The organism is Salinarimonas sp. (assembly GCF_046292825.1).
In the GTDB taxonomy this organism is placed as follows: Bacteria; Pseudomonadota; Alphaproteobacteria; order Rhizobiales; family Beijerinckiaceae; genus Salinarimonas.
The window spans coordinates 41,379-65,972 of record NZ_JBKBQG010000014.1; the positions used below are offsets into that span (position 1 = coordinate 41,379).

Consider the following 24,594-nt stretch of genomic DNA (forward strand, 5'->3'; position numbering starts at 1 on the left):
GCGCGCGGGCGGCGCTACCGATGTCGCGGCTCTCGTCCCATCCGCCCACCGGGTCCCTCGCCTCATGTCCAGCGCCGCTCCCTCGCAACTGCCCGCCGCCGAGCCGGCGCACGCCGCCCGCGCCTCCGATCTCCTCGAGCGGCTCGCCGCCGCGGCGCCGGACGAGCGGGTGAGCCTCGGGCAGATCGTCGACGTGCTCGGCGAGCGCGCCTTCGGCCTCGTCCTCCTGATCCTCGCTTTGCCCTGCGCGATCCCGTTCCTCTACGGCGTGCCGCAGGTCTTCTCCCTGCCGATGGTGTTCGTCGCGACGCAGATCCTGATCGGCCGCCAGACGCTCTGGCTGCCCGATCCGATGCGCGCGCGCACCATCCGCCGCGACGATCTGCGGGCGCTCGCCGCCCGCGGCGGGCCGTGGCTGCGCCGCCTCGAGCTGCTCGCGCGCCCGCGCCTCTCCGCGCTCTCGTCGCGGGTCGCCGAGAAGCTGTTCGGGCTCGCGATGGTGATCGCCTCGCTGTCGATCCTCACGCCGCTCCCGCTCACCAACACCGTGCCGGCGATCGGCGTCGCGGTGCTCTCGATCGGCATGATCGAGAAGGACGGGCTCCTGATGCTCGCCGGCACCGCGATCGCGCTCGTGTGGATCGGCTTCCTCGCGCTCGCGGGCACGACGGTGATCGCGTTCCTGTTCTCCTTCCTGTGACGCGCGGCCGCCCCGCCGATTTTTTCCGCCCGACCCGAAAAACCGGGCTTGCATCCCCGGAAGCCACCCGATATATCCCCGCTCGTGGTCCCCGATAGCTCAGTTGGTAGAGCAAGCGGCTGTTAACCGCTCGGTCGTAGGTTCGAGTCCTACTCGGGGAGCCAACCTTTTCCGCCACGATCAGATACTCGGGCTTGTCGCGTGTGACGTGTGCCGGCGGCACTGCGTTCGCTTCGTCGATGGCGGTGACGACGCAGAATGCGGAGCGGCGGATTCAGGCGCGTTGCCTACACTCGGCTCGCCGACCCGTTTCGCTGCACCATGTTGTCGCCTCGTGCGGGCACGTCGCGTCGCGCCAGGCGCAACCATGGAGACGCAGAATGAAATTCAAACAGGCCATGCTCGCGGCGATCATGGCCGTGGCGAGTACCAGCCCCACGCTGGCCGAGGTCGACTTCAGCGAAGCTTGGCATGCCTGTGACGATGCGGCCGTTGAGCGTGGATTCGTCGAAGCTTCGCTTCCTGATCGGTCGTTAGGCTATTCTCAGGAGGCGGTGATCCGGCAAGTCGCCGGACCCTTCGAAGGACAGGATCTGATTACGATCGCGATGCCGACGAGTACCGGGACCGTCTTCTGCCAGCTGACCACCGATCTCCGGGTCGTTCTATACAAGTTCAACGGACGCGAAGTGATCGGCGCCAGCCCGAAGCGGTGATGGCCTCCATCTGATCCGCGATATGGCCGTCTTCTGACGCCCCCCCCGCCTGCGGCCCGAAGTCGCGCCGATCGCGGTTCAACGGGGCGGCGAAGGTGAATATCCTGGCGGCATTTCGCGTCGCTCGAGAGGTGTCCCCCGTGTCCGGTCCCGCGCTCGTCTGGTTCCGCGAGGACCTGCGCCTTTCCGACAACCCGGCCCTCGCCGCCGCGATCGAGAGCGGCGCGCCCGTCGCCTGCCTCTACCTTCTCGACGAGACCTCTCCCGAGATCCGCCCGCTCGGCGGCGCATCGCGCTGGTGGCTCGCCGGCTCGCTCGCGGCGCTCGCCGAGGCGCTGGAGAGCCGCGGCGGGCGGCTTCTCGTGATGCGCGGGGCGGCGCGCGAGGCGATCCCGCAGGCCGTGACCGCGCTCGGAGCGAGCGCCGTCTTCTGGAACCGCCGCTACGGCGCCGAGCGCGCGATCGACGCCGAACTGAAGGCCTCGCTCAAGGCCGACGGCGTCAAGGCCGCGAGCTTCAACGCCCGCCTTCTCTGCGAGCCGGGCGAGGTGCGCACGAAGACCGGCGGGAGCTACCGCGTCTTCACCCCCTTCAAGAACGCCTGCGTCGCGCTCGATCCGCCGCCGCGCCCCCTCCCCGCCCCCGGCCGCATCCCCGCAGCCGAGATCCCCGACGCGCTTCTCGCGCGGACGCTCGCGATCGCAGATCTCGCGCTCGAGCCGACGGCGCCCGATTGGGCGGGCGGCCTGCGCGCGACCTTCACCCGCGGCGAGGCGGGCGCGCGGGCGCGGCTCGCGGCCTTCGTCGACGGGCCGCTCGCGGGTTATGCGGAGCGGCGCAACCGGCCGGACGTCGAATCGACCTCGATGCTCTCCCCGCATCTGCGATTCGGCGAGATTTCGCCGCGCCAGATCGTCCACGCCGCCCTGCACGCGCGCGATTCGGGCAGCGTCGGCGCGGGCGATTACGACACGCTGCGCTCCGAGCTCGCCTGGCGCGATTTCTCCCACCAGCTTCTCTTCGAGACCCCCGACATGGCGCGCACGAACCTGCAGCGCGCCTTCGACGCGTTCCCCTGGCGCGAGGACGAGGCCGCGCTCGAAGCCTGGCAGCGCGGGCGCACCGGCTATCCGCTCGTCGATGCCGGCATGCGGCAATTGTGGACGACGGGGTTCATGCACAACCGCGTGCGGATGGTCGTCGCCTCCTTCCTCGTCAAGCACCTCCTGATCGACTGGCGGCGCGGCGAGGACTGGTTCTGGGACACGTTGTGCGACGCGGACTCAGCCAACAACGCCGCCTCCTGGCAATGGGTGGCCGGGTCGGGCATGGACGCCGCGCCCTATTACCGCATCTTCAACCCCGTGGCCCAGGGGACGCGCTTCGATCCGAAGGGGGATTACGTGCGTCGCTATGTCCCCGAGCTCGCCCGCCTGCCTTCACGTTTCCTCCACGCCCCCTGGGAAGCGCCGCGGAACGTGCTAGAAGAGGCGGGCATTCGCCTCGGGGAGACCTATCCGTTGCCCATCGTCGTTCATGAGAAGGCCCGCGATCGAGCGCTCGAGGCGCTCGCCACGATGAAACGGGCCGCGGCCTGAGATCGCGCGCGAGGTGAGCGTATCGTGAGCGCGCAGAAGCGGATCGCCGTCGTCGGCACCGGCATCGCCGGCAACGGCGCCGCATGGGCGTTGGCGGTCGGCTCGCGCCACCGTCTCGCCGTCTACGAGGCGGATGGGCGCGCGGGCGGGCACGCGGCGACGGTGGATGTCGCGTATGACGACGCGCCGATCACGGTGGATACCGGCTTCATCGTCTACAACGAGCCGAACTACCCCAATTTCACGCGCCTCCTCGCCCATCTCGGCATCGGCACGCAGGCCTCCGACATGAGCTTCTCGGTCTCGGACTGGGAGGATTCGGGGAGCGCGCGGCTGACCTGGACGAGCCGGCCCTCGCGACTCCTCGGCGGGCTCGTGCCGAACGGGATCGGCATCCCCTCCCCCGTCCACCTCCTCGTCCTGCGCGATCTCGTGCGCTTCAACAGGAGCGGCGTCGCGGATCTGCATGCGGGCCGGCTGGAGGGCTTGAGCCTCGGCGATTACCTCGCGAGCCGGCGCTTCTCCCGCCGCTTCCGCGAGGATTACGTCGTCGCGATGGGCTCGGCCATCTGGTCGATGCCGCCGGGCGACATCCTCGACTTTCCGGCGGCGTCCTTCCTGTCCTTCTTCGAGAACCACCGCCTCTTGCGCATCGAGCGGCCGACCTGGCGCACGGTGACCGGCGGCTCGCGGACTTACGTGACGGCGATGACGGCGAGCTTCGCGGACGGGCTGCGGCTCGACGATCCGGTGCGCGCCGTGCGGCGCGACGCGCAGGGCGTGGAGATCGTCACGGCGCGCGGCAGCGAGCGCTACGACGCGGTCGTCCTCGCCTGCCACAGCGATCAGGCGCTCGCGCTCCTGGAGACCCCCTCCGCGGCCGAGCGGGCGGTGCTCGGCGCCATCCGCTACCGCGAGAACGACGTCTATCTGCACCGCGATCGCGGCCTGATGCCGCGCGACGCGCGCTCCTGGGCGGCGTGGAACGTGATCAAGCACTCGGACGACGAGGTCTGCGTCACCTATCACATGAACGCGCTGCAGGGCATCGATCCCTCCCGGCCGCTCTTCGTGAGCCTCAACCCGCCGCGCCCGCCGGCGCCCGGCAGCGTCTTCCGCACCTTCTCCTACGCCCATCCGCAATTCGACCAGGCGGCCATCGCCGCGCAGGCGCGGCTGCCCGAGATCCAGGGCGGCGGCGGCGTCCATTTCGCGGGCGCGTGGACCAAATACGGCTTCCACGAGGACGGGCTCGTCTCCGGCCTCCTCGCCGCCGAGGCGCTCGGCGCGACGATCCCCTGGCGGATCGACCCGCGCAGCTTCGCGGAAGCCGCCGAATGAGCCCGGACGGCCCGGCGGGCGCGCTCTATGTGGGCCGCGTGATGCATGCGCGCCTGCGCCCGCGCGCCCACCGCTTCCGCTACCGCGTCTTCACGCTCCTCGCCGATCTCGATCGCCTGCCCGAGCTCGACCGCGCTTCGCCGCTGTTCTCGGTCGGGCGGTTCAACCTCGTCGCCTTCCACCCTGGCGACCACGGCGAGGCCGACGCGACCGCGCCGCTCGCCGATCAGGCCCGCGCCGCCTTCGCCCGCGCCGGGATCGCGGCGGAGCGGGTGTGGCTGATGGCCTATCCGCGCATCGCCGGCTACGCCTTCAACCCGATCAGCGTCTATTACGGCACCGATGCGCAGGGTCGGCTCGTGGGCGCGCTCGCGGAGGTGCGCAACACCTTCGGCGAGCGCCACACCTACCCGCTCGCCCTCGCCGCGGATCGCGCCCGCGCGAGCGCGGACAAGGCCTTCCACGTCTCGCCCTTTCTGCCGATGGAGCTCTCCTATCGCTTCGGGCTCGAAGCGCCGGGGGCGGAAGCGCGCGTGTCGATCGTCGAGAGCGACGCGCAGGGGCCGATCCTCACCGCGATCTTCGCCGGCGCGCGGCGGGCTCTGTCGAGCCGCACGCTTCTCGCGGCGCTCGCCCGCACGCCTCTGATGACGCTCAAGGTCGTCGTCGCAATCCATTGGCAGGCCTTGCGTCTTCTCGCCAAGGGCATCCGCGTCCACCCCCATCCGCGCAAGGGCACCGGGACGCGCGCGGGCGAGCGCATCGGAGACGCAGCGGCGTGAGCGAGGAGACCCCGATCGTCGTCACGCGCGAGACCCTCGCACGCGTCGCGCGCGGGCTGCCCTTCCTCCTGCGCCGGCTCCTCGCGATCGGCCTCGCGATCGAGGCGGGACGGCTCGAGGTGGCTCTGCCGGACGGGCGCGTGCTCCTCTTCGCGGGCAAGGCGCCGGGCCCCGCCGCACGGCTCGCGATCCGCGACGCGGCGTTCGCGCGGCGCGTCGTCTTCGGCGGCGAGATCGGCTTCGCGGAGGCCTATGTCGATGGGCTCTGGGACACGCCGGACCTCGCGGCGCTCCTCCTCCTCTTCGCCTCGAGCCGCCCCAGGGAGGCGCGCATCGTCTCCGAACCCTGGCCGCGGCTCCTGCTGCGGCGGATCGGGCATGCGCTGCGGCGCAACACGCGGGCGGGCGCGCGGCGCAACATCGCCGACCATTACGACCTCGGCGAGGCCTTCTACGCCGCCTGGCTCGACCGCGACCTCACCTATTCGAGCGCGATCTTCGCCGAGGGCGACGATCTCGAAGCGGCGCAGACGCGCAAGAACCGGCGGCTCGCCGAAGCGACGCGCATCGAGCCCTCCGCGCACGTGCTCGAGATCGGCTGCGGCTGGGGCAGCTTCGCGCTCTTCGCCGCCCGCGAGATCGGCTGCCGCGTCACGGCGCTGACGATCTCCCAAGCCCAGGCCGACGTCGCCCGCCGCCGCGTCCACGAGGCGGGGCTTTCCGAGCGCATCGACATCCGGCTCGAGGATTATCGCGATGTCGCGGGACAGTTCGACCGGATCGTCTCGATCGAGATGCTGGAGGCCGTCGGCGAGGCCTATTGGGAGCGCTTCTTCCGGGTGCTGCACGATCGGCTCGTGCCCGGCGGGCTCGCGGGGCTGCAGGCGATCACGATCTGCGACGCGCGCTATCCGCGCTACCGCACCGAAATCGACTTCATCCGCGCCCGCGTCTTCCCCGGCGGCATGCTGCCCTCCGACGGCATCCTGACGGCACTCCCCGCCCGCGCCGGGCTCGACACCGTCGAGGACCGCTCCTACGCCGCCGATTACGCCCGCACGCTCGCCATCTGGCGCGAGCGCGTCCGCGCGTCCGGCCCGCGGCTCGAGACGCTCGGCTTCGACGCCCGCTTCCGGCGGATGTGGGATTATTACCTCGCCTATTGCGAAACGGGTTTCGCCACGCGCAACACGGACGTGCGGCAGATGGTGGTGCGGCGGGGTTAGGGGGCAGCGGTCGCTCCCTCTCCTTCCCCTCAGGGGAAGGTGGCTCCGACCCCGAACAGGGGTCGGAGACGGATGGGGTCTTTCGACCCGAAGGGTCGAAGGGGCGTTGGGCTTCTCCGAACGTAAGGGGCTCTAAGACGACGCCCCTTCGCCGCTGTCGCGGCGAATGACCCCATCCGACCCGTCGGCTTCGCCGCCGGGCCACCTTCCCCTGAGGGGAAGGAGAGCGGCGGCGGCTGATCACGAAGTACGCACCCGGGGGCTCACCCCACCGACGCGCCGCGCCCGCGCAGGCTCGCCGTGGCGACGAGCGCCCATCCGGCCATCATGAGGAACCCGCCCGTCGGGGGGGCCCAGCGGAACATCGTCACGCCCGCGCCCACGCGAAGCGCGATGTCGCCGCAGAACAGGACGAGGCCCGCCACCAGGATCGCGCCGGCGAGGAGGCCCAAGCGGCGGCTGACGAGGCCCTGTCCGACGAGGGCGGCGAGGCCGAGGAGCGCGGCGGCGTGGATGAGGAGGAAGGTGCCGGCGATCGCGAGCGAGCCGCCGCCCGTCACGTGCGCGGCCATGGCGGAAGCCGCGACCCCGAGAAGGCCCGCGAGCCCCGAGGCGGCGACGAGGAGCCGCACGCCCACGTTCACGCCCCCTCGCCTCTCGGTTCGACCGTCGGCAGCGCGACCCCGCGCTCGGAGAGGAGCCGCGCGATCGCGGTGCGCAGGTCGGCGATGCCGTCCTTGGCGCGGCTCGAGGTGACGACGATCTCGGGGAAGGCGGCCGGGCGGCGGGCGATCGCGGCGCGGGTCGCCTCGATCACGGCGTCGAGCTCGGCCTTCTTCGGCACATCGGCCTTGGTCAGCACGATCTGGTAGGGCACCGCCGCCTTGTCGAGGAGATCGAGGATCTCCTCGTCGTTCTGCTTCACGCCGTGGCGCGAATCGATCAGCAGCAGCACGCGCACGAGATTGGAGCGCCCGCGCAGGTAATCGCGGATCAGCTGCGTCCAGGCCCGCACCTTCTCCTTGCCGACCGCCGCATAGCCGTAGCCGGGCATGTCGACGAGGGTGAAGGTGGAGCCGACGTCGAAGAAGATCAGCTCCTGCGTGCGGCCCGGCGTGTGCGAGGTGCGCGCGAGCGCGTTGCGCCCCGTCAGCGCGTTGACGAGGCTCGACTTGCCGACGTTCGAGCGCCCGGCGAAGGCGATCTCGAGCCCGCTCATGGGGGGAAGCCGCTCCACCTTGTCGACGGCGGCGGTGAAGCGCGCCTCGCGCGCGAACAGCTTGCGCCCAGCTTCGGCGAGCGTCTCGTCCTGATCGTGTTCGGCCATGGCTCGTTCATGACGGGTCTCGCGCGATCTGGCAAGCGGCCCGCCTGCCGCCTCTTGCCCCGTCGCGGCATATGCGCGACACGAAGCCCCGGGGAAACGCGTGGGTGGACGATGGCGAAACCTCCGAGAGCGGAGCCGAGCGGACCGGACGAGGGCGCGGGCGCAGGAGAGGGCCACCCGGCGATCGTCCTCGAGACGTGGCTCCCCTACCGCCTGTTCGGCGTCGCGACGCGCATCGCCGAGATCCTCCAGAGCTATTACGCGCCGCGCTACGGCCTGACGCTCGCCGCCTGGCGGGCGATGGCGGTCGTCGGCGCGCGCCCCGGCGCGAGCGCGGGCGAGATCGCGCAGGCCGCGGGGCTCGACCAGTTCGCCGCGAGCCGCGCGATCGGGCTCCTCGTCGAGCTCGGCCTCGCAGGCCGCGAATCGGCGCGGCGCGACCGGCGCTTCGCCGCGATCGCGCTGACGAGCGAGGGTCGGCGCGTGTTCCTCGACATCTCCCGGCTCGCGCTGCGCCTCGAGGCGGAGCTCGTCGCCGGCCTCGACGCCGCCGAGCGCGCCGCGCTCGAAGGCGCGCTCGCCAAGGTGGAGGACGCGAGCGCGGTCCTGCGCGCCAAGGGGCTGCGCGGGGTGATGCCGGAGGGGTGAGGTGCCGCGGGCGAGCGGCGAGTCGGGTTCGACAACCGACGTCCGACGCTGTCATCCCGGACGCCGAAGGCGATCCGGGACCCAGACCCACGAGGCTTCAGTCGCAGCCTGTAGGCTGCGTTTCTCCGACGAGCGCCGCTGCGAGGGTGCAGCGCGAGCGCGGCATGCGCGCTCGGACGGTCGTGGAGCGTATGGGTCCCGGGTCCGCTTCGCGGCCCGGGATGACAGCCGTCGGTGTCGGGCCGCGCGCTCAGCCCTTCTTGCCGAGATAGGCGTCCATCATCGCCTTCATCATTTTGAGCTGCGCGTCCTGCATCTCGCGGCCGGCATCGACGAGCTTCGCATAGGCGGCAAAGGCGTCCTCGGCGGCGGCGTGGGCGGGGTCGCGCGGCTCGGGCTCGGGCTCCGGCTCGGGGGCGGGCTTCTCGGGCGCGCCCATCATCGTGGCGAACATCGCCTCCCAGGGGTTCTCGGCATTGGAGGGCTTGGCGGCGGGCTTCGACGCCGGCTTCGACGCGGGCTGCGCGCGCGCGCTCGCCTCCGCGCCCGAGCGCGCGGCCTGGGCCATGGCGTCGATCATGGTCGCGGCCATCACCGGCATGATCTTGGCGACCGATTCCTGAGCGACGCCCGACATCGCCGCCGCCTGCTCGGCGATCGCCTTGGCGAGGGCGGGCGAGCCGAAAAGCTTGCCCATCACCTCCTCGCCGAGCGCGATCGCCTGCTGCGAGAAGATCGCCTGCGGGCTCGCGCTCAGGCCGCCGAAGCCGCTCTTCGTCATCAGGCGGGTGAGTTCGGCCATGGCGTCCGGGCGTTGCGCGGATTTCTCGAGGCCGAGCGCGAAGGCCGGCATCAGCGCCGAGACCGCCTTCGCCGTCTCCTCCGGGGAGACCCCGAATTGCCGGAAGAACAGGTCCGCGGCCGCACCCGATTGCGCGTCGCGGATCATCTCGAAGAAGGTGTGCATCGACCCCGGCGCCTCTCGTCCCGCTCCCGCCCGCGCGGGATGCCGTCCACAGCATGACGCGTCATCGCGCCGAAGGGAATGCCCCCGAACGGGGCACGTCCCTCCCCGGAGGGGAGGGTGGCCTCCGAGCGAAGCGAGGAGGTCGGGTGGGGCACGACGCCTGCGGGGAGTTCTCCGACCGGGCCCCACCCGGCCCCTGTCGCTCCGCTCCAGGGTCCACCCTCCCCTCCGGGGAGGGATGGCGCTCACCCCGCCGCGAACAGGTCGCGCTCGGGCGCGTCGGGTGGCTCGTCGGCGGCGGCGGGGTCTCCGGGGGCGGTCTCGACGCCGAGATCCGGCAGGGCGACGATGCGCTGGCCGCGCAGGTCCGCGCGGGTCACGACGAAGCCGCGCGTCTCCATGTATTGCACGAGCCGGCGGGCGCGACCGGGCGAGCGGCTGCCGCAGGCGCGCGCGATGGCGCCGTCGGAGGGGCACGGCGCGCCTTCCAGCGCGGCCCGCGCGAGGATGAGATAGACGCCCTGGATGTCGTCCGGCAGATCCGCCGCCGCGGCCTCGGCGCGCGCCCATGCCTCGTCGTCCACGGCGCCCGCATCGACTCCCGCCCGCGCGACCGCGAGGCGCTTGCGGAAGGAGGGCAGCGAGGGCGCCTCTCCCGGCACGCGCCGGATGCGCAGGCGCACCAAAAAGTCCTGGTACAGGACCGCGACCGAGCGGAACGCCGCATCCGGATCGGCGAGGATCTCCCGCAGGACCTCGTCGAGCACCGCCTCGCGCTCGGCCGCCGGCAGCGTCTCCTCCTGCGGCGCCGCGGTGCCGGCGGGGCGGGCGCGGACGAGCTCGGCGAGGAGGTCGTTCGTCGAGGGCGGCGGGGGCGGCGCGGGGCGGCGCTCGGGGCGCGGGCGCATCGGCTCGGGTTCGAGCGGCGCGAGGATGAGATCGCGCACCGCCTCCCCCGGCGCCTCCGGCAGGGGCATCAGCTTCGGCGAGGAGGAGCGGGCGGCGGTCTCGACGGTGCCGATCTTCACGGAGACCGGACGGCGCGAGAGCGCGGGACCGAGCGCGACGAAATGCCCGCGCGCGAGATCGCGGAACGCGTCCGCCTGGCGGCGCTCCATGCCGAGGAGATCGGCCGCGCGCGCCATGTCGATGTCGAGGAAGGTGCGGCCCATCAGGAAGTTCGAGGCCTCGGCCGCGACGTTCTTGGCGAGCTTGGCGAGGCGCTGGGTGGCGATGATGCCGGCGAGGCCGCGCTTGCGGCCGCGGCACATCAGGTTCGTCATCGCGCCGAGCGAGACCTTCCGCGCCTCGTCGGACACCTCGCCGGCCGCGGCCGGGGCGAAGAGCTGGGCCTCGTCGACGACGACGAGCATCGGGTACCAATGGTCGCGCTCGGCGTCGAACAGGCCGCCGAGGAAGGCGGCGGCCGCGCGCATCTGCTGCTCGGCGTCGAGCCCCTCGAGACTCAGCACCACCGAGACGCGGTGCTGGCGCACGCGCGCGGCGACGCGCTGGAGATCGGCCTCCGAGCGTTCCGCCTCGACGACGACGTGGCCGTATTTGTCCGCGAGCGTGACGAAGTCGCCCTCGGGGTCGACGACGCATTGCTGCACCCAGGGCGCGCTCTGCTCGAGCAGGCGGCGCAGGAGGTGCGACTTGCCGGAGCCGGAATTGCCCTGGACGAGGAGGCGCGTCGCGAGGAGTTCCTCGAGATCGAGGAGCATTCGCCCACCATCGCCCACCCCGCCCGGCGGCGCGATCTCGCCCATGTCGATGCCGACGCTCATCCGCCTCTCTCGATCCTCCCGCGCGCTCGCGTCTCGTCCGAGACCCGTCCTAGCAAGTCGGCCGCCCTTATGCAGCCCCGGGGTCCGGACCCTCCACAGCTTGAACCGCGGCGGGGGCGCTCCCATTCTCGACACGGGCGACGCGACGCCCGTCGCCCGCAACGCAACCGGACGAACGGGAGACGACGATGAACGACATCGCTTCGGAAAGCCGTCCCTGGACCTACGAGCAGGTGCAGGAGCTGATCGCGCTCGCGCGCGAGAACGTGCCCGCGAGCGTCATCAGCATGAAGACCAAGCGCTCGCAGGCGGACGTGCACGCCAAGCTCTCCGAGCTCGGCCTCTCCGTGCCCCCCGACGCGTGAGCCGAGAGCCGCCTTCCCCCGCCGAGGGGAAGGCGCGCCCTCAATTGCCGCTCGTGCGGACCGCGCCCCAACGCTCGAAGGCCTCCGCCATCGCCTGGGAGCCGGCATTGCCCTTCTCGAAGGACAGGATCGCGCGCTGGCCGCTCGCGAGGCGGATCGGCAGGTCGATCCAATTGCGGCCGGTCAGGAGCTGGGCGTTGCGCTCGACGTCCCGCGGCAGGTTCGACAGGCCGATCAGGAACAGGTTGTCGCGCACCGGCACGGGCAGGCCGGCGACCGGAGCGCCGCGGATCGTCTCGGTGTCCTTCAGCTGCAGCAGACCGATGTCGCGCACGCGGCGCGACTCGATGTCGCCGGTCGCGAAGGTAAGATCGATCGTGTGCGAGGCGGGCAGCGTCGGATCGAGATTGCGGCGGATCACCATCTCGAGCCGCAGGTTCTGATCGGGGATCTCGACGGTGGCGCGCACCGCCGGCTCGCCCTGGCCGCCCGAGGTGAGCTGCCAGACGGCGCGGCCGGCCGCGGCCCGCGGCTCGCCGCCGGGATTGACCGGATCCTCCTCGTAGAGGACGGCGCGCTGCGCCACCGGGATCGCCGCCGCGCTGCCGCCGCCGAGCTCCTGCGCGGGAGCCTGGGCCGCGGGCGCCGAGGCGACGACGGTCGGCGCGGCGGTCGCGTCGGCCGGGGCCCCGCCGATCCGCTCGGCGATCTTGCCTTCGTCCGCGGGCGCCGCCGTGGTGGCCGGCGCGCTCGCACGGGCGACGACCTCGGCGGGCGTCTCGCGCAGGCTGTAGGCCGTCCCCGCGATGGCGCCGACGACGACGACGAGCGCCGCCGCGATGATCGCGACGCGCGCGGTCGCGCCGCTGCCGCTCTTGCGCTGCCGGGATTCGACGCGCGGGCGCGCGCGGGGCGGCTCGGCCGGAGCCGGCGCCGCGGCGACCTCGTCGAGAGCGGGGCGACGGCGCTGATCGGGCAGGCTGAAGCCGGAGGCCTCCTCGCCGCGCGGCGGCCGGTCCTGCGCCGCCTCTTCGCGGGGCGCGGCGTTAGCCTTGCGCAGGTAGGCCGGCTGGAAGGTCGAGACCGGCGCAGGCGGCGGCTCGGGCTCGTAGCGCGGCTCGGCTTGGTAGCGCGGCTCCGGCTCGTAGCGCGGCGCGGGATCCGCGAAGGAGCTCGCGCGCTCGGGCGCGGGCGGAACAGGATCGCGCGGCTCGAAGGCCGGCTCGTCGAGCGCCGCCTCCGGCTGCATGTAATCCGCCTCGACGCGCGCGATCGCGGATTCGAGGGCCTCGCTCTCGCGATCGATGTCCGCCTCCGACAGCGGCGGGTCGAGTGCCCGCAACTGGTCGATGAGCGCCGCGCGCGCACGGTCGTAGACCGCACCGCGCATGGCGGGCGCAGGATCCGCCAGGCCCTGCACGGCACGGGCGATCAGGGGGTAGTAGTCGGCCATCGCGTTGCGAGTGTCCTCAGGAGGAACGATACGTCAAGCCTCGAACGGATTCGTCACCAGGATCGTGTCGTCGCGCTCGGGGCTCGTCGAGAGCAAGGCCACCGGCGCGCCGATGAGCTCCTCGATGAAGCGGACGTATTTCACGGCCTGGGCCGGGAGATCCGCCCAGGAACGCGCGCCGGCAGTGGAGCCGGACCAGCCCTCGAACTCCTTGTAAATCGGCTCGATTCGGGCTTGCGCGTCCTGCGCGGCAGGAAAGTGGTCGATTGCGTCGCCATCAAGGCGATAGCCGACGCAGACCTTGATCGTGTCGAAGCCGTCGAGCACGTCGAGCTTGGTGAGCGCGATGCCGGAAATCCCGCTCGTGCGCACCGTCTGGCGCACCAGCATCGCGTCGAACCAGCCGCAGCGGCGCTTGCGGCCCGTCACCGTGCCGAATTCGCGCCCGCGCTCGCCGATGCGCTCGCCGATCTCGTCGAACAATTCGGTCGGGAACGGCCCCTCCCCCACCCGCGTCGTGTACGCCTTGGCGATGCCGAGCACGTAGCCCACCGCGCTCGGGCCCAGGCCCGAGCCCGTCGCCGCCTGCCCGGCAACCGTGTTCGAGGAGGTCACGAAGGGATAGGTGCCGTGATCGACGTCGAGGAGAGCGCCCTGCGCGCCCTCGAACAGGATGCGCTTGCCCGCGCGCCGCTCCTCGTCGAGGAGCCGCCAGACGGCATCGATATAGGGCAGGACCTTCGGCGCGACGCTCGAGAGCTCCTCGTAGAGCGCCTCCAGCTCGAATTCCGGCAGCCCGAAGCCGCGGCGCAGCGCGTTGTGGTGGGTCAGGAGCCGCTCGATCTTCGGGCGCAGCGCGCCGAAATCGGCGAGGTCGTTGACGCGGATCGCGCGGCGGCCGACCTTGTCCTCGTAGGCCGGGCCGATGCCGCGCTTCGTCGTGCCGATCTTGGTGCCGTGCCCGCCGCTCTCGCGCAGCGCGTCGAGCTCGCGGTGGACGGAGAGGATGAGCGTCGCGTTGTCGGCGATGCGCAGATTGTCGCGGGAGATCGCGACGCCCTGGCCCTGCAGCCGCTCGATCTCGGCGGCGAGCGCGTGCGGGTCGATCACGACGCCGTTGCCGATGACGGACAGGGTGCCCTCGCGCACGACGCCCGAGGGCAGGAGCGAGAGCTTGTACACGGTGCCGCCGATCACCAGCGTGTGGCCGGCATTGTGCCCGCCCTGGAAGCGCACGACGACGTCCGCCTGGCTCGACAGCCAATCGACGATCTTGCCCTTGCCCTCGTCGCCCCATTGGGCGCCCACGACGACGACGTTCGACATCGCACTCCCCTCTCCACCCGGCGCGACGCCGACGGCCACGCTCGCCCGCCCGAACGAAAAACCCCGGCCGCAAGGCCGGGGCGGGCGATTACCTTGCAAGGCGTTCTGATGGATCGCGCGCGCGAGGTCAAGCGGGCGCCCGCGCGCTCACGCGACGCGGGTCGGCTTGCGGAACGAGCGCGCGTGTTCTAGGCGTAGCAGCGTACCCGGTCGTCGGGCATTAAGACCCAGCTTGCTGGGCAGGCTGCTCACCGAGCGATGACAAGCTTCGAGTAGCCTAGATATTGTCGCTGTCCCAAAACCCCGCTTCGGCGGGGTTTTGTGTTTTTCGCGGTCCGGAGCCGTCGGCTGCCCGGCAATGCCGAGCGCGCGCTCACGCGACGCGGGTCATCAGCGCGCGCAGGCGCGGGGAGATCTCGAGGGCTTCGCTCGCGACGAAGGCGAGGAGCGCGCGCTCGGGATCGCCGAGTTCGCGGCGCCCCTCCAGCCGGCCGAGCAGCCAAGCGGCCTCCTCGTCGTCGACGCGATCGGGGCTGAGGCCGCTCGAATCGTCGACCGCGGCCGGCACGGGGCGGGTCGTCACGCCGAAGGCCTGCGCCGCCATCTGCCGGAAGGTGGACAGGACGCCCGAGCCGATCGAGCGGCGCTGGTCGAGCCAGGCGTTGCGGTCGAGGACCTGCAGCCGCGCGGGGGCGTGGCGCCCGGGGCCGGCGAGCAGGTGGTTGCCGATCGCGCGGGCGTAGAGATCGGCGAAGCTCGGATCGTTGTCGGCGCCCGCCGTCGCCTCGGCGATGCGCATCAGGACCTCGGCCTCGGCGCGGGTGACGTGGCCGAACCCCTCGCTCGAGGCGACGTAGAGCACCCGGCGCAGCGCCTGCACGTCGGCGAAAGTCACGCGACCCGGCGCATGCCGCTCGCCCGTGATCGCCTCCCCCTCCCCCGTCAGCACCACCTGCTCGACGAGGCCGAGCGCGAAGGCGGCCAGCCGATCGGGCACGACGCGCGCGCGCTCCATGACGTGGAGGAGCGCGGCGAACTCGGTCGCGAGGACCGGGCGGCCCGCGAGCCGGGCGATCATCCAGTCGGCGTTCGCGTCCGAGAGATAGCCGCGCGGCTCGAGCTGGTGGACCATCAGGTCGGCGATGGCCTCGCAGAAGAAGTCGCGCCATTCCCGGCAGCCGCGCTCGCCGACCTGACGCGCGAGCGCGAAGAGCGTCTCGCCCTCGGCGAGCGTGATGGCGTCGTCGGGCCCGAAGATGCGCGCGCGCAGGGCGAGCACGCCCTCGGGCGTCAGCGGCAGGTCCGCAAGGCCGGCGAGCGGCTCGACCGAGCCGAAATCGCGGCTCTCGGGGCTGGCGGCGTGGTCCATGGGGCACTCCACGGGCTGTTCGGCACCGGGCGAGCCTGCCACGCTTCCCTTACGATTGCGTCAATCGCCGACCCGCACTCGCGCGCCAGGCGATCGCCGCGCCCATGAGGCCGAGCGGCGCGACCGCGAGGAAGGCGAGGCTGCCTCCCGCCGCGTAGAGCGGCCCGCACGCGACCATCGCCAAGGACATGGCGAGCGCCGAGGCGCCGGCGAGCGCGCCCTGCGCGCGCCCGCGCGTCCCGGGCGGGGCGAGCGCCACGATCGCCGCCATCGCGCCGAGATGCGTCGCACCGAAGGAGAGCCCGTGGAGCGCCTGCAGGAGGAAGGTCGCGCCGAGCCCCGGATCGAGCGCGAGGCCGCCGAAGCGCAGGAAGGCGGCGAGGCCGCCGATCACGATCAGCCCGAAGCCGCCGACCTTCCCCACCTGCCGGCCCACCAGCACGAAGAGGAGGATCTCCGCGATCACCCCCACCGCCCACAGCCAGCCGACCGCGAGCCCCGGAAAGCCGAGCCCCTTCCAGTGCAGCGTGCCGTAGGCGTAGACGCCCGCATGGCTCGCCTGGACCATCGCGGCGGCGGCGATGGCGAGGACGAGCGGGCGCGGCAGACGGGGCGTCCGCGCCGTCGCCCCCACGCCCGTGTCGCGCTCCGAGGAGGTGGCGGGCGCGCCGAGCCCCACGAGGGCGCCGACGAGCGCGAGCGCCGCGACGCCGATCGGGATCGCGTCCGGCGGCAGCGCCTCGAGCAGCCAGCCCATCAGGATCGTCGTGGCGAGGAAGGCGAGCGAGCCGAAGATGCGGATGCGCCCGTAATCGATGCCGCGATGCTCGCGCACGGCGTCCGTCGTCACGAGCTCGCTCGCGGGCACGATCGGCGCCTGCGCGATCGCCGCCGCGATCACGACGAGCGCGATCACGAGCGGGTCGGGCGCGGCGACGAGGGCGGCATAGGCCGCCGCGACCCCGAGCTGCGCGCACACGATCAGCCGACGCGCGGAGACCCCGCGATCGGTGAGCCCCAAGAGCGGCGGGGCGGCGACGATGCGCGCGAGCGTCGGCAGCGCGACGAAGAGCCCGATCAGGCTCGCCGCGACGCCGCGGCTCTCGAGCCAGACCGGCAGATAGGGCATGGCGATGCCGATCCCGGCGAAAGCCGTGGCCGAGAGCGCCGCGAGGCGGACGGAGAGCGGCAGGGACATCGAGAGCCGGAGGGAATCGCGCGGGATGCGGCGGCGGGCTCTCCCTATAGCACGCGCGCCCGATGCCGCGAATGCGACCGCGTTCGGTGACCCGAGCTTCACCTTTTCGCCGAATTGCGCGTTGATCGTGCCCTTCGGTAAGGGGTCCTCAACGCCTCGTGGGCGAAGGTCGACCTCGGAGCCGTCCCGCGATTCGAGACCCGAGGTCGCCCCCCGCATGAACGAGTCGAAAGCCCTCACCCCGATCGACGAGGCCGATTACGAGGCCATCGAGGCGGCCGTGATGGAGACGCAGCGCGGACGCTGGTTCCTCGCCGAATACGCGCGCCGCAACCGCACCGCCGACACCGGCATGCTCCTCGAAGCCATCGGCCGGCTCGAGAACGCCGTTCGTTCCGAGCGCGAGATCGTCGATCTCGATCGCCTGCGCTTCGACCTCGTCGAGATGGCGCGGGCCATCACCGTCACCAAGCGCGAGATCGCCTCGATCCGCCCCGCCGAGGGCACGCCCACCGATCTCGGCGTCGCCTCCGAGGCGCTCGACGGGATCGTGCGCACGACGGAGCGCGCGACGACCGACATCCTCGAAGCCGCCGAACACGTGCAGGAGGCCGCCTGGACCCTGCGCGAGGACGGCGCTCGCGCCGATCTGTGCGACGAGCTCGACCGGCGCGCGACCGAGATCTACACCTCCTGCTCCTTCCAGGACCTCACCGCCCAGCGCACCCGCCGCATCATCGAGACGCTGCGCTTCCTCGAGGGGCGCATCAACGCGATGATCGACGTCTGGGGCGCGGACGCCGGGGATCTCGACGCGCAGGACGAGGGCGAGCCGCACCTCTCCGCCAAGCTCGACGTCTTCAACGGCCTCGACCAGACCGCCATCGACGACGCCCTGATCGTCGAGGCGACGCCCTTCGCGATCGAGGTGGTCGAACCGGCCCCCGTCGACGATCTCCCCGCCGAGCCGATCGCCTGGACCGAGCCGCTGGCCGAGGCGTCCGCGGAGGAGGCGGTGGAGGACGTCGCCGAGCAGCCGGCTGAGGAGGAGATCGCGGTTCAGGAGGAGCTCGATCTCGGCGCCTTCGCCGACATCGACGCCCTCCCCGTCCGCGAGAAGCTCGTGCGCTTCAGCTGAGCGCCTGTGAATCTTTCGGAGGTTGTCATCCCGGGCCGCGAAGCGGACCCGGGACCCATACCCTCGACGACAAGTCCGAGCGCGCATGCCGCGCTCGTTCCGCTACATTTGGGCAGCTTCCGTCGGAGAAACGCAGCCTACAGGCTGCGACTGACACGTCGTGGTTCTGGGTCCCGGATCGCCTTTGGCGTCCGGGATGACACCGCAACGAGAGATTTTCAAGCTCTGAGCGTTCGGGAATCCCCCACCCCCGTCATTCCGGGGCGCGAAGCGAGCCCGGAACCCAGATTCCCCACCTCGGAATAGCAGCCTATAGGCTGCGTCCCTCGACGCATCGATCAATCGCCTGCAGGTGGAGAGCGAGCGCGCATGCGCGCTCGACCCGATGTCGGGAGTCTGGATTCCGGGCTCGCTTCGCGCCCCGGAATGACGGGCGTGGAGGAATCGAGACTACTCCGTCGTCCCGCCCCTCACCCCGCCACGAACTCCTGCCCCTTCGCCGCGCTCGCGGCGAGGACGGTGCGGGTGATCTCGCCGATCAGGTCGACATGGCCGAGCGCCTCGCGCAGCCGCTCCCGTTCGGCGGGCTCGAGCGCCTTGAGGTCGACCTTGGCGCTCGGGCGGCGGCCGGCGGAGACGTCGGCGATCTGCTGGGCGATCACGAGGCGCGAGACGAAGGCGTGGATGTCGGCGAGGAGCCGGGCATCCGCCGCGCCGGTGCCGGCGGCGCGCGTCGCCGCGAGGAGCCGTTCCGGCGTCGCGCGCGCGGGAATGCCGTGGCGCAACGCCATGGCGCGGGCGCCGGCCGTGATCGGCGCGAGCGCGCCCGCCTTCAGGTCGACCCGGCCCGCCTCGTCGGTGCGGATGCCGCCGAGGAGGCCGAGCGGCGCGCGCCGGCCCATCGCCTGGGCGCCCAGCGTGCGCGCGAGCCCCGGCGCCGCCCGCGCGGCCTGCGTCGCGATCTCGCGCAGCACGTGGGCGAGATGCGCGCCGGCGGCGTCCGAGGTCGCGGCCGGGGCGAAATCGTAGAAGGTGTCGACGTCCAGAAGCGCCTCCGGCTCCGGGTGCGCCACCCAGGCAGCGATCGCCTCGCCCCATTCCGAGAGGCGGCGGCGGAACTTGCGCTCGCTCGCCATCACGCCGCCCTTGCAGAGCGGCACGCCCGCCTCCGCGAGGATCGCGCTCACCCGCGCGCCGAAGCGCGCGAACCAGTCCGCCTCGTCGTCGAGATCGCCGCGATAGCGGTCGTCGATCACGAGCGCATTGTCCTGGTCGGGGGCGAGCAGGCACTCGCCGCGCCCGGCCGAGCCGAGCACGAGGAGGCACCACGGCGCGGGGGCGCGCCCGGCTCCCGCGGCGACGAGCTCGGCTTCGGCGAGCTCGGCCGCCTTCGCCGTCATCGCGACGATCTCGGCGGAGATCACCGCCGCGATCTCGGGTGCCGTCATCGCGTCCGCCATCAGCGAGGCGGCGAGCGGGGCGAGCGCGTGATGGGCGCCCGCGAGATCGGCGGGGCTGCGCGCGGCGGCGATCTCGTCGCCGACGGTGAGCGTCGCGAGCGCGCGCTCGCGCAGGAGGGTGCGCAGGGTGAAGACGCCGTCGATGCGCCCGTCCGGCGCGGTCACCGCGAGATAACGCAGGTTGCGCCGCGCCATGCCCCCGAGCGCCCGGAACAGGAGCGTGTCCCCCGAGGCCGCGATCACCGGCGCGCTCATCACCGCCGCGACGGGAAGATCGGCCGCGGCGGCGCCATGGGCGCCGAGTGCGCGCAGGACGTCGCGCTCCGTGACGATGCCGGCCTTGCCCGCGACGAGCGGCTCGACGATCAGGCAGCCGATCCCCGCCGTCTTCATCCGCGCCGCCGCCTCCGCGAGCGTGCTCTCGCGATCGATCGAGAGCGGCGGGGAGGACATCACGTCGGCGAGGCGGTGGCGGTAGAGGAATCCGTCGATCGCGCGCGCGGCGCCGCGGCGGATGGCGGCATCGGCGAAATCGGGCTTCGAATCCGGTCGGTCGTGCCAGCCCGCCTCCTCCTGCCGGGCGACGAGGCCGCGCGGGCGTCGCGCCAGCGCCTCCGCCTGCGGCAGCGTCCGCACGCCCGCCGCGCGCAGCTCCGGAAACAGGCCGGCGAAGACCTGCGCGGTCGCGATCGCGTCGCCGAGCGCCGTGTTGCGGCCCTCCAGCGGAATGTCGAGCGCGTGCGCGAGATCGTCGAGGGAGGGATCGACGCGCTTCGAATCGAGCGCCGCCGCGAGCAGGCCGACGTCGAGCGCGCGCGGCTCGCGCCACTCGACGCCGACGCGGGCGGCCTCGTGGCGCAGGACGGCGAGATCGAAGCCAACGGCGTGGCCGATGACGATCTGGTCGCCGAGGAAGGCGAGGAGCTGGGGCAGGGCCTCCGCGATCGGCGGCGCGCCCGCGACGTCCGCGTCGCAGAGGCCGTGGATGCGGCTCGCCAGCGCCGGGATCGGCATTTGCGGGTCGACCCGCGTCGAGAACGTCTCCTCATGCGCGATCCGCGCCCCGCGCATCCGCACGGCCCCGATCTGGACGATGCGATCGCGCCGCACGTCGAGGCCCGTCGTCTCGAGATCGACGACGACGAAATCGAGCTGCTCGAGTGTCGTGACCACCGGCCGATGCTCGATGCGGCTCATGGCTGGCCTCCTCGGACGTCCCTGTGGACGCGAAAGACAGCGTAGCGCCGATCCGTTGCGAATTGCTTGCGGGCGTTCAGCCCGCGAGCGCGCCGAGATCGACGGGAGCGAAGCGGACGCTCTCCTGCGTCACGCGGATCTCCTCGAGGTCGAGCCGCCGCCAATGGGCGAGCCGCGCGAGCGCCTCCTGCACGAGCGCTTCGGGAGCGGAGGCGCCGGAGGTGAGCCCGATCGTCGAGACGCCCGCGACGAAATCCTCGCCGATCTCCCCCGCATCCTCGACGAGGAGCGCCGGGCGGCCGAGGACGCGGGCGAGCTCGGCCAGGCGGTTCGTGTTCGAGGAATTGCGCGCGCCGCAGACGATGACGCGCTCGGCCCGCGCGGCGATGCTGCGCAGGGCCGCCTGGCGGTTCTGCGTCGCGTAGCAGATCGTCTTGAGGTCGGGCCCGACGATCGTGGGGAAGCGCGCCTTGAGCGCGGCGATGATGTCGCGCGTGTCGTCGACCGAGAGCGTCGTCTGCGTGACGTAGGCGAGGCGCTCGGGATCGGGTATCGCGAGCATGCGCGCTTCCTCGACGCTCTCGACGACGTGCACCGCCCCGTCCACCTGGCCGACGAGCCCCTCGACCTCGACATGGTCGCGGTGCCCGATGACGATCAGCGTGCGCCCGTCGGCGACGTGGCGGCGGCCTTCCGTGTGCACGCGGCGCACGAGCGGGCAGGTCGCGTCGATCACGTCGAGCCCGCGCGCGGCGGCCTCCTGTTCGACCGCGCGGGAGACGCCATGAGCGGAGAAGATCGTGACGGCACCGTCCGGGATCGCGGCGACCTCGTCCACGAAGACGACGCCCGTCTCCTCGAGCGCGCGCACGACGCGGCCGTTGTGGACGATCTCGTGGCGGACATAGACCGGCCGATCGGTCGCCGCGCGCGCCGCCTCCACCGCCTCGATCGCGCGCTCGACCCCGGCGCAGAAGCCGCGCGGGGCGGCGAGGAGCACCGTGAGCGGTGGCTTCTCCGCGGGGGCCGTCACGGGGCGCGCTCCGCGGCGTCGAGCGCAGGCAGCGGCGTGCGTGCGCGGGCGGGGAGATCCCGCAGCAGAGCGTGCGCGGCGGCCTCGCCGCTCGCGATCGCGGCCTCGATGGTGGCGGGAAGGGGGCTCAGCCAATCGCCCGCGAGCGCGAGCCCTCCGACGCCCGCGCGCGCGCGGACGGGCCCGGCGCCGGCAACTTGGCGGATCGTCGCCCGCTTCTCCTTCACCACCCGCGCCTCCCCGTACTCGCCCGTCGCGACGCCCGCCGCGGCGAGCGCAGGGGCGATCTCGCCGAGAATACGCGCGACGAGCCCCTCCGGATCGCCCGTCTTTGCCTCGCCCGCCGCCGAGACGGTGACGGAGAGGTGGTCCTCGCGCACGAGGACCCATTGCGAGAACGTGCCGACGAGGCCGACGAAGCGCGGCGTCGCGGGCCCGGACGCGAGACCGACATGCACGTTGAGGATCGGCTCGTAGGCGTCCGGCACGTCGAGACCGGGCAGGAGCCGCGCGACCTCGGCGGGCGGCAGCGCGAGGACGACGCCCTCCCCCTCCCCGATCGCGATCCGCGCCTCGCCGAAGACGAGCGCCGAGACGCGACCCGCTCGCGTCTCGATCGCCTTGAGCCGCGCCCCGGTGCGCGCCACGGCGCCGCCGGCCGCAAGCGCTGCGAAGGCGGGCTCGACGAGATCCGGCCCGAGCCCCGTCCGCGCCACGTAGAGCCGCGCGCCGCCGGGCCGCACCACCCGCCGCAGCGCCCGCCCGAGCTTCGCCGAGGAGGCGATCGCGACGGGCGTGTTGAGGACGGCGACGGTGAGCGGCTCGACGAAGCCCTCGAGCAGCGGGCGACCGGCGAAGAGCGGGCCGATCGGACGGTCGGCGAGCGGCAGCGCGAGGCGGGCGAGGCGCGGCAGGTCGGCGAAGCCGAGCCCCGGCGGGCGCCGATCCCGCCGCCACCATCCCGCCGGCGAGAGCGCGACGCGCGAGAGCGTCCCGTCGCGGGCATCGTAGACCGGCAAACCCTCCGGCTCCGGCTCGATCCAGCGCTCCCGCGCGCCGACCCGCGACAGGAGGGCGAGCGCGCGCGGATTGGCGCCGACGAGGGCGTGGGTGCCATTGTCGTAGCGGAAGCCGGTCGCCGGCACGATCGTGCGGCAGCGCCCGCCGGGCTGCGGCGCGGCTTCGTAGAGGGCGACCTCCGCCCCGGCATCGCGCGCGGTGAGCGCCGCAGCGAGCCCCGCGACGCCCGCGCCGACGACGTGCAGGCGCCGCCCGGCGCTCACGGTGCGCTCCGCAGGCTCGAAAGGACGAGCCGCGCCTTCTCGCGTTTCGACAGCCGCATGCGCGGGCCGCGCTGCGCGAAACCGCGGGCCTCGAGCTTGTGGAAGAGCGCGCGGTAGCCCTCCATCATCAGGATCGCCGGCTTGAGCGTGCGCCGGTCGAGCCCGGCGAGCATCCGATCGGCTTGCGCGAAACCCGCCCGCGCCTCCGCCGCCAGATCCTCGCAGGCGCGGGGAAAGCGCGGATCGGTCACGATCGCGGCCGCAGGCACGTCCTCGCCCGCTGGGATGCCGAGCGCGGCGAGGCGGGTGAGCGGCACGTAGACGCGCTCGATCGCCGCGTCCTCGTCGATGTCGCGCAGGATATTGACGATCTGCAGCGCGCGCCCGAGCACGAGGGCGAAGTCGTGGGCGTGCGGGGCGCCGAAGATGCGGATCGAAAGCGCGCCGACCGCCCCCGCGACGCGCCGGCAATAGAGGTCGAGCCCCGCCTCGTCCGCGATGCGCACGCGCGGCAGCGCGTCGCTCTCCATGCCGTCGAGGAGCGCGAAGAATTCTTCCGCCGGCAGATCGAAGGCGCGCATCGCGTGGGCGAGCTCGCGGCCGATCGGATGCGTCGGCGCGTCCGGGAGCGCGCCTATCTCGCGCCGCCACACATCGAGGAAGACCCGTTTTTCGGAAAGCGGCGCCGCGCCGTCGGCGATGTCGTCGATGACCCGGCAGAAGGCGTAGACCGCGTGCTGCGCGCGGCGGCGCGCGGGCGATTGCGCCGCCATGCCGAGCTTGAACGAGGAGCCCGAGCCCGCGACGATCCGCGAGACCACCGCCCGGTCGCTCGCGCCGCGTCGCGCGAGCGCCAGCGGGACACCGGAAAAGGCGAGCGCGAAATCGCGTTTGGAGAGCGCCACCCGCGTCGCGACCGGATCCGCCCGGCGCAGCTTCGCGGTCAGACGCCGCGCGAGCGCGATCGTCACCGCGCTCTCGGCGGCGAGACGGCGGCTCGAGACGCGCGCGGGAAGATCGGCCGCGCGGTCGAGGAGATCGTCGGTGCGGTCGAGCGCGGCGTCGACGAGCGCGCGGCGGGCGCGGGCGGCGCGCTCGTCGGCGGGATCGAAGAAGGCGCCCTCCCCTCCGGCCTCCGCGAGCCAGGGCTCGGGGAGGTAGATCCGATCGAGCGCGTCGCGGTCCTTCACGAGATCCTGCAGATGGTTGAGGATCTGGAGCGCGCTGCAGAGCGCGTCCGCCGAGGCATCCGCCCGCGCGCTCTCGCCATGGAGGCGAAGCAGGAATCGCCCGACGGGCTCGGCCGAGAGCCGGCAATAGGCGAGGAGCTCGTCCCAATCGGCATAGCGGCTCTTCACCGCGTCCTGGCGGAAGGCGTCGAGGAGCCGGCAGGCCTGCTCGATCCCGGCGCCGAAGCGGCGATCGGCGGCGTGGAGCGCGGCGGCGAGGGGCTCTCCCGGGTCGCCGGCCCGGAGCGCACGCTCCATGGCGTCGAGCCGCGCGCGCTTCGCCTCGGGGGCGAGGTCGGGCGAATCGGCGACGTCGTCGGCGGCGCGCACGAAGCGGTAGAAGGCGAGCACCGGCGCGCGCAGAGGCCGCGCGATCAGGCGGGAGGCGACGGGAAAGTTCTCGTCGCGATGGGTCTTGGTCGGCGCGTCGGCCGCGAGATCGGGCGTCATG

General features: G+C 72.8%; 21 protein-coding genes and 1 tRNA gene. 10 read left to right on the forward strand and 12 right to left on the reverse strand.

Going from position 1 to position 24,594, the window contains the following annotated elements:
* The first annotated feature begins 64 nt into the window (after positions 1–64).
* The 7 genes from ACK4UM_RS09135 (at position 65) to ACK4UM_RS09165 (ending at position 6,363) form a co-directional block, all read left to right on the forward strand.
* Positions 65–700, forward strand: coding sequence for an exopolysaccharide biosynthesis protein (locus ACK4UM_RS09135; RefSeq protein ID WP_409798003.1), 636 nt, complete (start codon positions 65–67; stop codon positions 698–700).
* 88 nt (positions 701–788) lie between these two features.
* Positions 789–864 (forward strand) — tRNA-Asn (locus ACK4UM_RS09140).
* Positions 865–1,080: 216 nt separating this feature from the next.
* Positions 1,081–1,416 carry a hypothetical protein gene (locus tag ACK4UM_RS09145; protein WP_409798005.1) on the forward strand — a complete coding sequence of 112 codons (336 nt, stop codon included), beginning with the start codon at positions 1,081–1,083 and terminating at the stop codon, positions 1,414–1,416.
* 140 nt (positions 1,417–1,556) lie between these two features.
* Positions 1,557–3,014 carry a cryptochrome/photolyase family protein gene (locus tag ACK4UM_RS09150; RefSeq protein WP_409798007.1) on the forward strand — a complete coding sequence of 486 codons (1,458 nt, stop codon included), beginning with the start codon at positions 1,557–1,559 and terminating at the stop codon, positions 3,012–3,014.
* A gap of 21 nt (positions 3,015–3,035) precedes the next feature.
* Positions 3,036–4,355 (forward strand): NAD(P)/FAD-dependent oxidoreductase, encoded by a 1,320-nt coding sequence (locus tag ACK4UM_RS09155; RefSeq protein WP_409798086.1) that lies wholly within the window; start codon positions 3,036–3,038, stop codon positions 4,353–4,355.
* Positions 4,352–5,137 carry a DUF1365 domain-containing protein gene (locus ACK4UM_RS09160; RefSeq protein ID WP_409798009.1) on the forward strand — a complete coding sequence of 262 codons (786 nt, stop codon included), beginning with the start codon at positions 4,352–4,354 and terminating at the stop codon, positions 5,135–5,137. Before ACK4UM_RS09155 ends, ACK4UM_RS09160 begins: the two co-directional genes overlap by 4 nt.
* Entirely contained in the window at positions 5,134–6,363 is a 1,230-nt protein-coding gene (locus tag ACK4UM_RS09165) for a class I SAM-dependent methyltransferase (protein ID WP_409798011.1), read from the forward strand. The genes ACK4UM_RS09160 and ACK4UM_RS09165 overlap by 4 nt, the downstream gene beginning before the upstream one ends.
* A 263-nt stretch (positions 6,364–6,626) precedes the next feature.
* On the opposite strand, the gene ACK4UM_RS09170 is transcribed toward ACK4UM_RS09165, so the two are convergent.
* Positions 6,627–7,007 carry a DUF423 domain-containing protein gene (locus ACK4UM_RS09170; protein WP_409798013.1) on the reverse strand — a complete coding sequence of 127 codons (381 nt, stop codon included), beginning with the start codon at positions 7,005–7,007 and terminating at the stop codon, positions 6,627–6,629.
* Complete coding sequence (gene yihA, locus ACK4UM_RS09175; RefSeq protein WP_409798015.1) at positions 7,004–7,690, reverse strand: ribosome biogenesis GTP-binding protein YihA/YsxC; 687 nt, start codon at positions 7,688–7,690, stop codon at positions 7,004–7,006. Before yihA ends, ACK4UM_RS09170 begins: the two co-directional genes overlap by 4 nt.
* A 111-nt stretch (positions 7,691–7,801) precedes the next feature.
* On the opposite strand from yihA, the gene ACK4UM_RS09180 reads away from it, so the two are divergent.
* Entirely contained in the window at positions 7,802–8,338 is a 537-nt protein-coding gene (locus ACK4UM_RS09180; protein WP_409798017.1) for a MarR family winged helix-turn-helix transcriptional regulator, read from the forward strand.
* Positions 8,339–8,588: 250 nt separating this feature from the next.
* Here the strand turns inward: ACK4UM_RS09180 and ACK4UM_RS09185 are convergent, their stop codons facing one another.
* On the reverse strand, positions 8,589–9,305 hold the full coding sequence (locus ACK4UM_RS09185; protein WP_409798019.1) for a DUF937 domain-containing protein: 717 nt from the start codon (positions 9,303–9,305) through the stop codon (positions 8,589–8,591).
* A gap of 245 nt (positions 9,306–9,550) precedes the next feature.
* Positions 9,551–11,092 (reverse strand): helicase HerA domain-containing protein, encoded by a 1,542-nt coding sequence (locus tag ACK4UM_RS09190; protein ID WP_409798021.1) that lies wholly within the window; start codon positions 11,090–11,092, stop codon positions 9,551–9,553.
* 188 nt (positions 11,093–11,280) lie between these two features.
* Between ACK4UM_RS09190 and ACK4UM_RS09195 the strand changes: the two genes are divergently transcribed.
* A complete protein-coding gene (locus ACK4UM_RS09195; RefSeq protein WP_409798023.1) occupies positions 11,281–11,457 on the forward strand; it encodes a hypothetical protein in 177 nt (58 codons plus the stop codon).
* A 40-nt stretch (positions 11,458–11,497) separates the two neighbouring features.
* Here the strand turns inward: ACK4UM_RS09195 and ACK4UM_RS09200 are convergent, their stop codons facing one another.
* The 4 genes from ACK4UM_RS09200 to ACK4UM_RS09215 all read right to left on the reverse strand — a co-directional run bounded on the left by ACK4UM_RS09200 (position 11,498) and on the right by ACK4UM_RS09215 (position 16,803).
* Positions 11,498–12,910, reverse strand: coding sequence for a histidine kinase (locus ACK4UM_RS09200; protein ID WP_409798025.1), 1,413 nt, complete (start codon positions 12,908–12,910; stop codon positions 11,498–11,500).
* A gap of 33 nt (positions 12,911–12,943) precedes the next feature.
* Positions 12,944–14,236, reverse strand: coding sequence for an adenylosuccinate synthase (locus ACK4UM_RS09205; RefSeq protein ID WP_409798027.1), 1,293 nt, complete (start codon positions 14,234–14,236; stop codon positions 12,944–12,946).
* A gap of 373 nt (positions 14,237–14,609) precedes the next feature.
* Positions 14,610–15,605, reverse strand: coding sequence for a hypothetical protein (locus ACK4UM_RS09210; protein WP_409798028.1), 996 nt, complete (start codon positions 15,603–15,605; stop codon positions 14,610–14,612).
* Between the two features lie 49 nt (positions 15,606–15,654).
* The gene (locus ACK4UM_RS09215; RefSeq protein WP_409798030.1) at positions 15,655–16,803 is read right to left on the reverse strand and encodes an MFS transporter; all 1,149 of its coding nucleotides are present in this window, start codon (positions 16,801–16,803) and stop codon (positions 15,655–15,657) included.
* A gap of 217 nt (positions 16,804–17,020) precedes the next feature.
* On the opposite strand from ACK4UM_RS09215, the gene ACK4UM_RS09220 reads away from it, so the two are divergent.
* A complete protein-coding gene (locus tag ACK4UM_RS09220; RefSeq protein WP_409798032.1) occupies positions 17,021–17,941 on the forward strand; it encodes a hypothetical protein in 921 nt (306 codons plus the stop codon).
* Positions 17,942–18,411: 470 nt separating this feature from the next.
* Here ACK4UM_RS09220 and ACK4UM_RS09225 read toward each other — a convergent pair whose 3' ends face one another.
* The 4 genes from ACK4UM_RS09225 to ACK4UM_RS09240 all read right to left on the reverse strand — a co-directional run bounded on the left by ACK4UM_RS09225 (position 18,412) and on the right by ACK4UM_RS09240 (position 24,593).
* Positions 18,412–20,598 (reverse strand): DUF294 nucleotidyltransferase-like domain-containing protein, encoded by a 2,187-nt coding sequence (locus ACK4UM_RS09225; protein WP_409798034.1) that lies wholly within the window; start codon positions 20,596–20,598, stop codon positions 18,412–18,414.
* Positions 20,599–20,674: 76 nt separating this feature from the next.
* Complete coding sequence (ispH, locus tag ACK4UM_RS09230; protein ID WP_409798036.1) at positions 20,675–21,631, reverse strand: 4-hydroxy-3-methylbut-2-enyl diphosphate reductase; 957 nt, start codon at positions 21,629–21,631, stop codon at positions 20,675–20,677.
* Entirely contained in the window at positions 21,628–22,914 is a 1,287-nt protein-coding gene (locus ACK4UM_RS09235) for an FAD-dependent oxidoreductase (protein ID WP_409798038.1), read from the reverse strand. Before ACK4UM_RS09235 ends, ispH begins: the two co-directional genes overlap by 4 nt.
* Positions 22,911–24,593, reverse strand: a complete 1,683-nt coding sequence (locus ACK4UM_RS09240; protein ID WP_409798040.1) for a squalene/phytoene synthase family protein — start codon at positions 24,591–24,593, stop codon at positions 22,911–22,913. Before ACK4UM_RS09240 ends, ACK4UM_RS09235 begins: the two co-directional genes overlap by 4 nt.
* Between the last annotated feature and the right edge of the window lies 1 nt (position 24,594).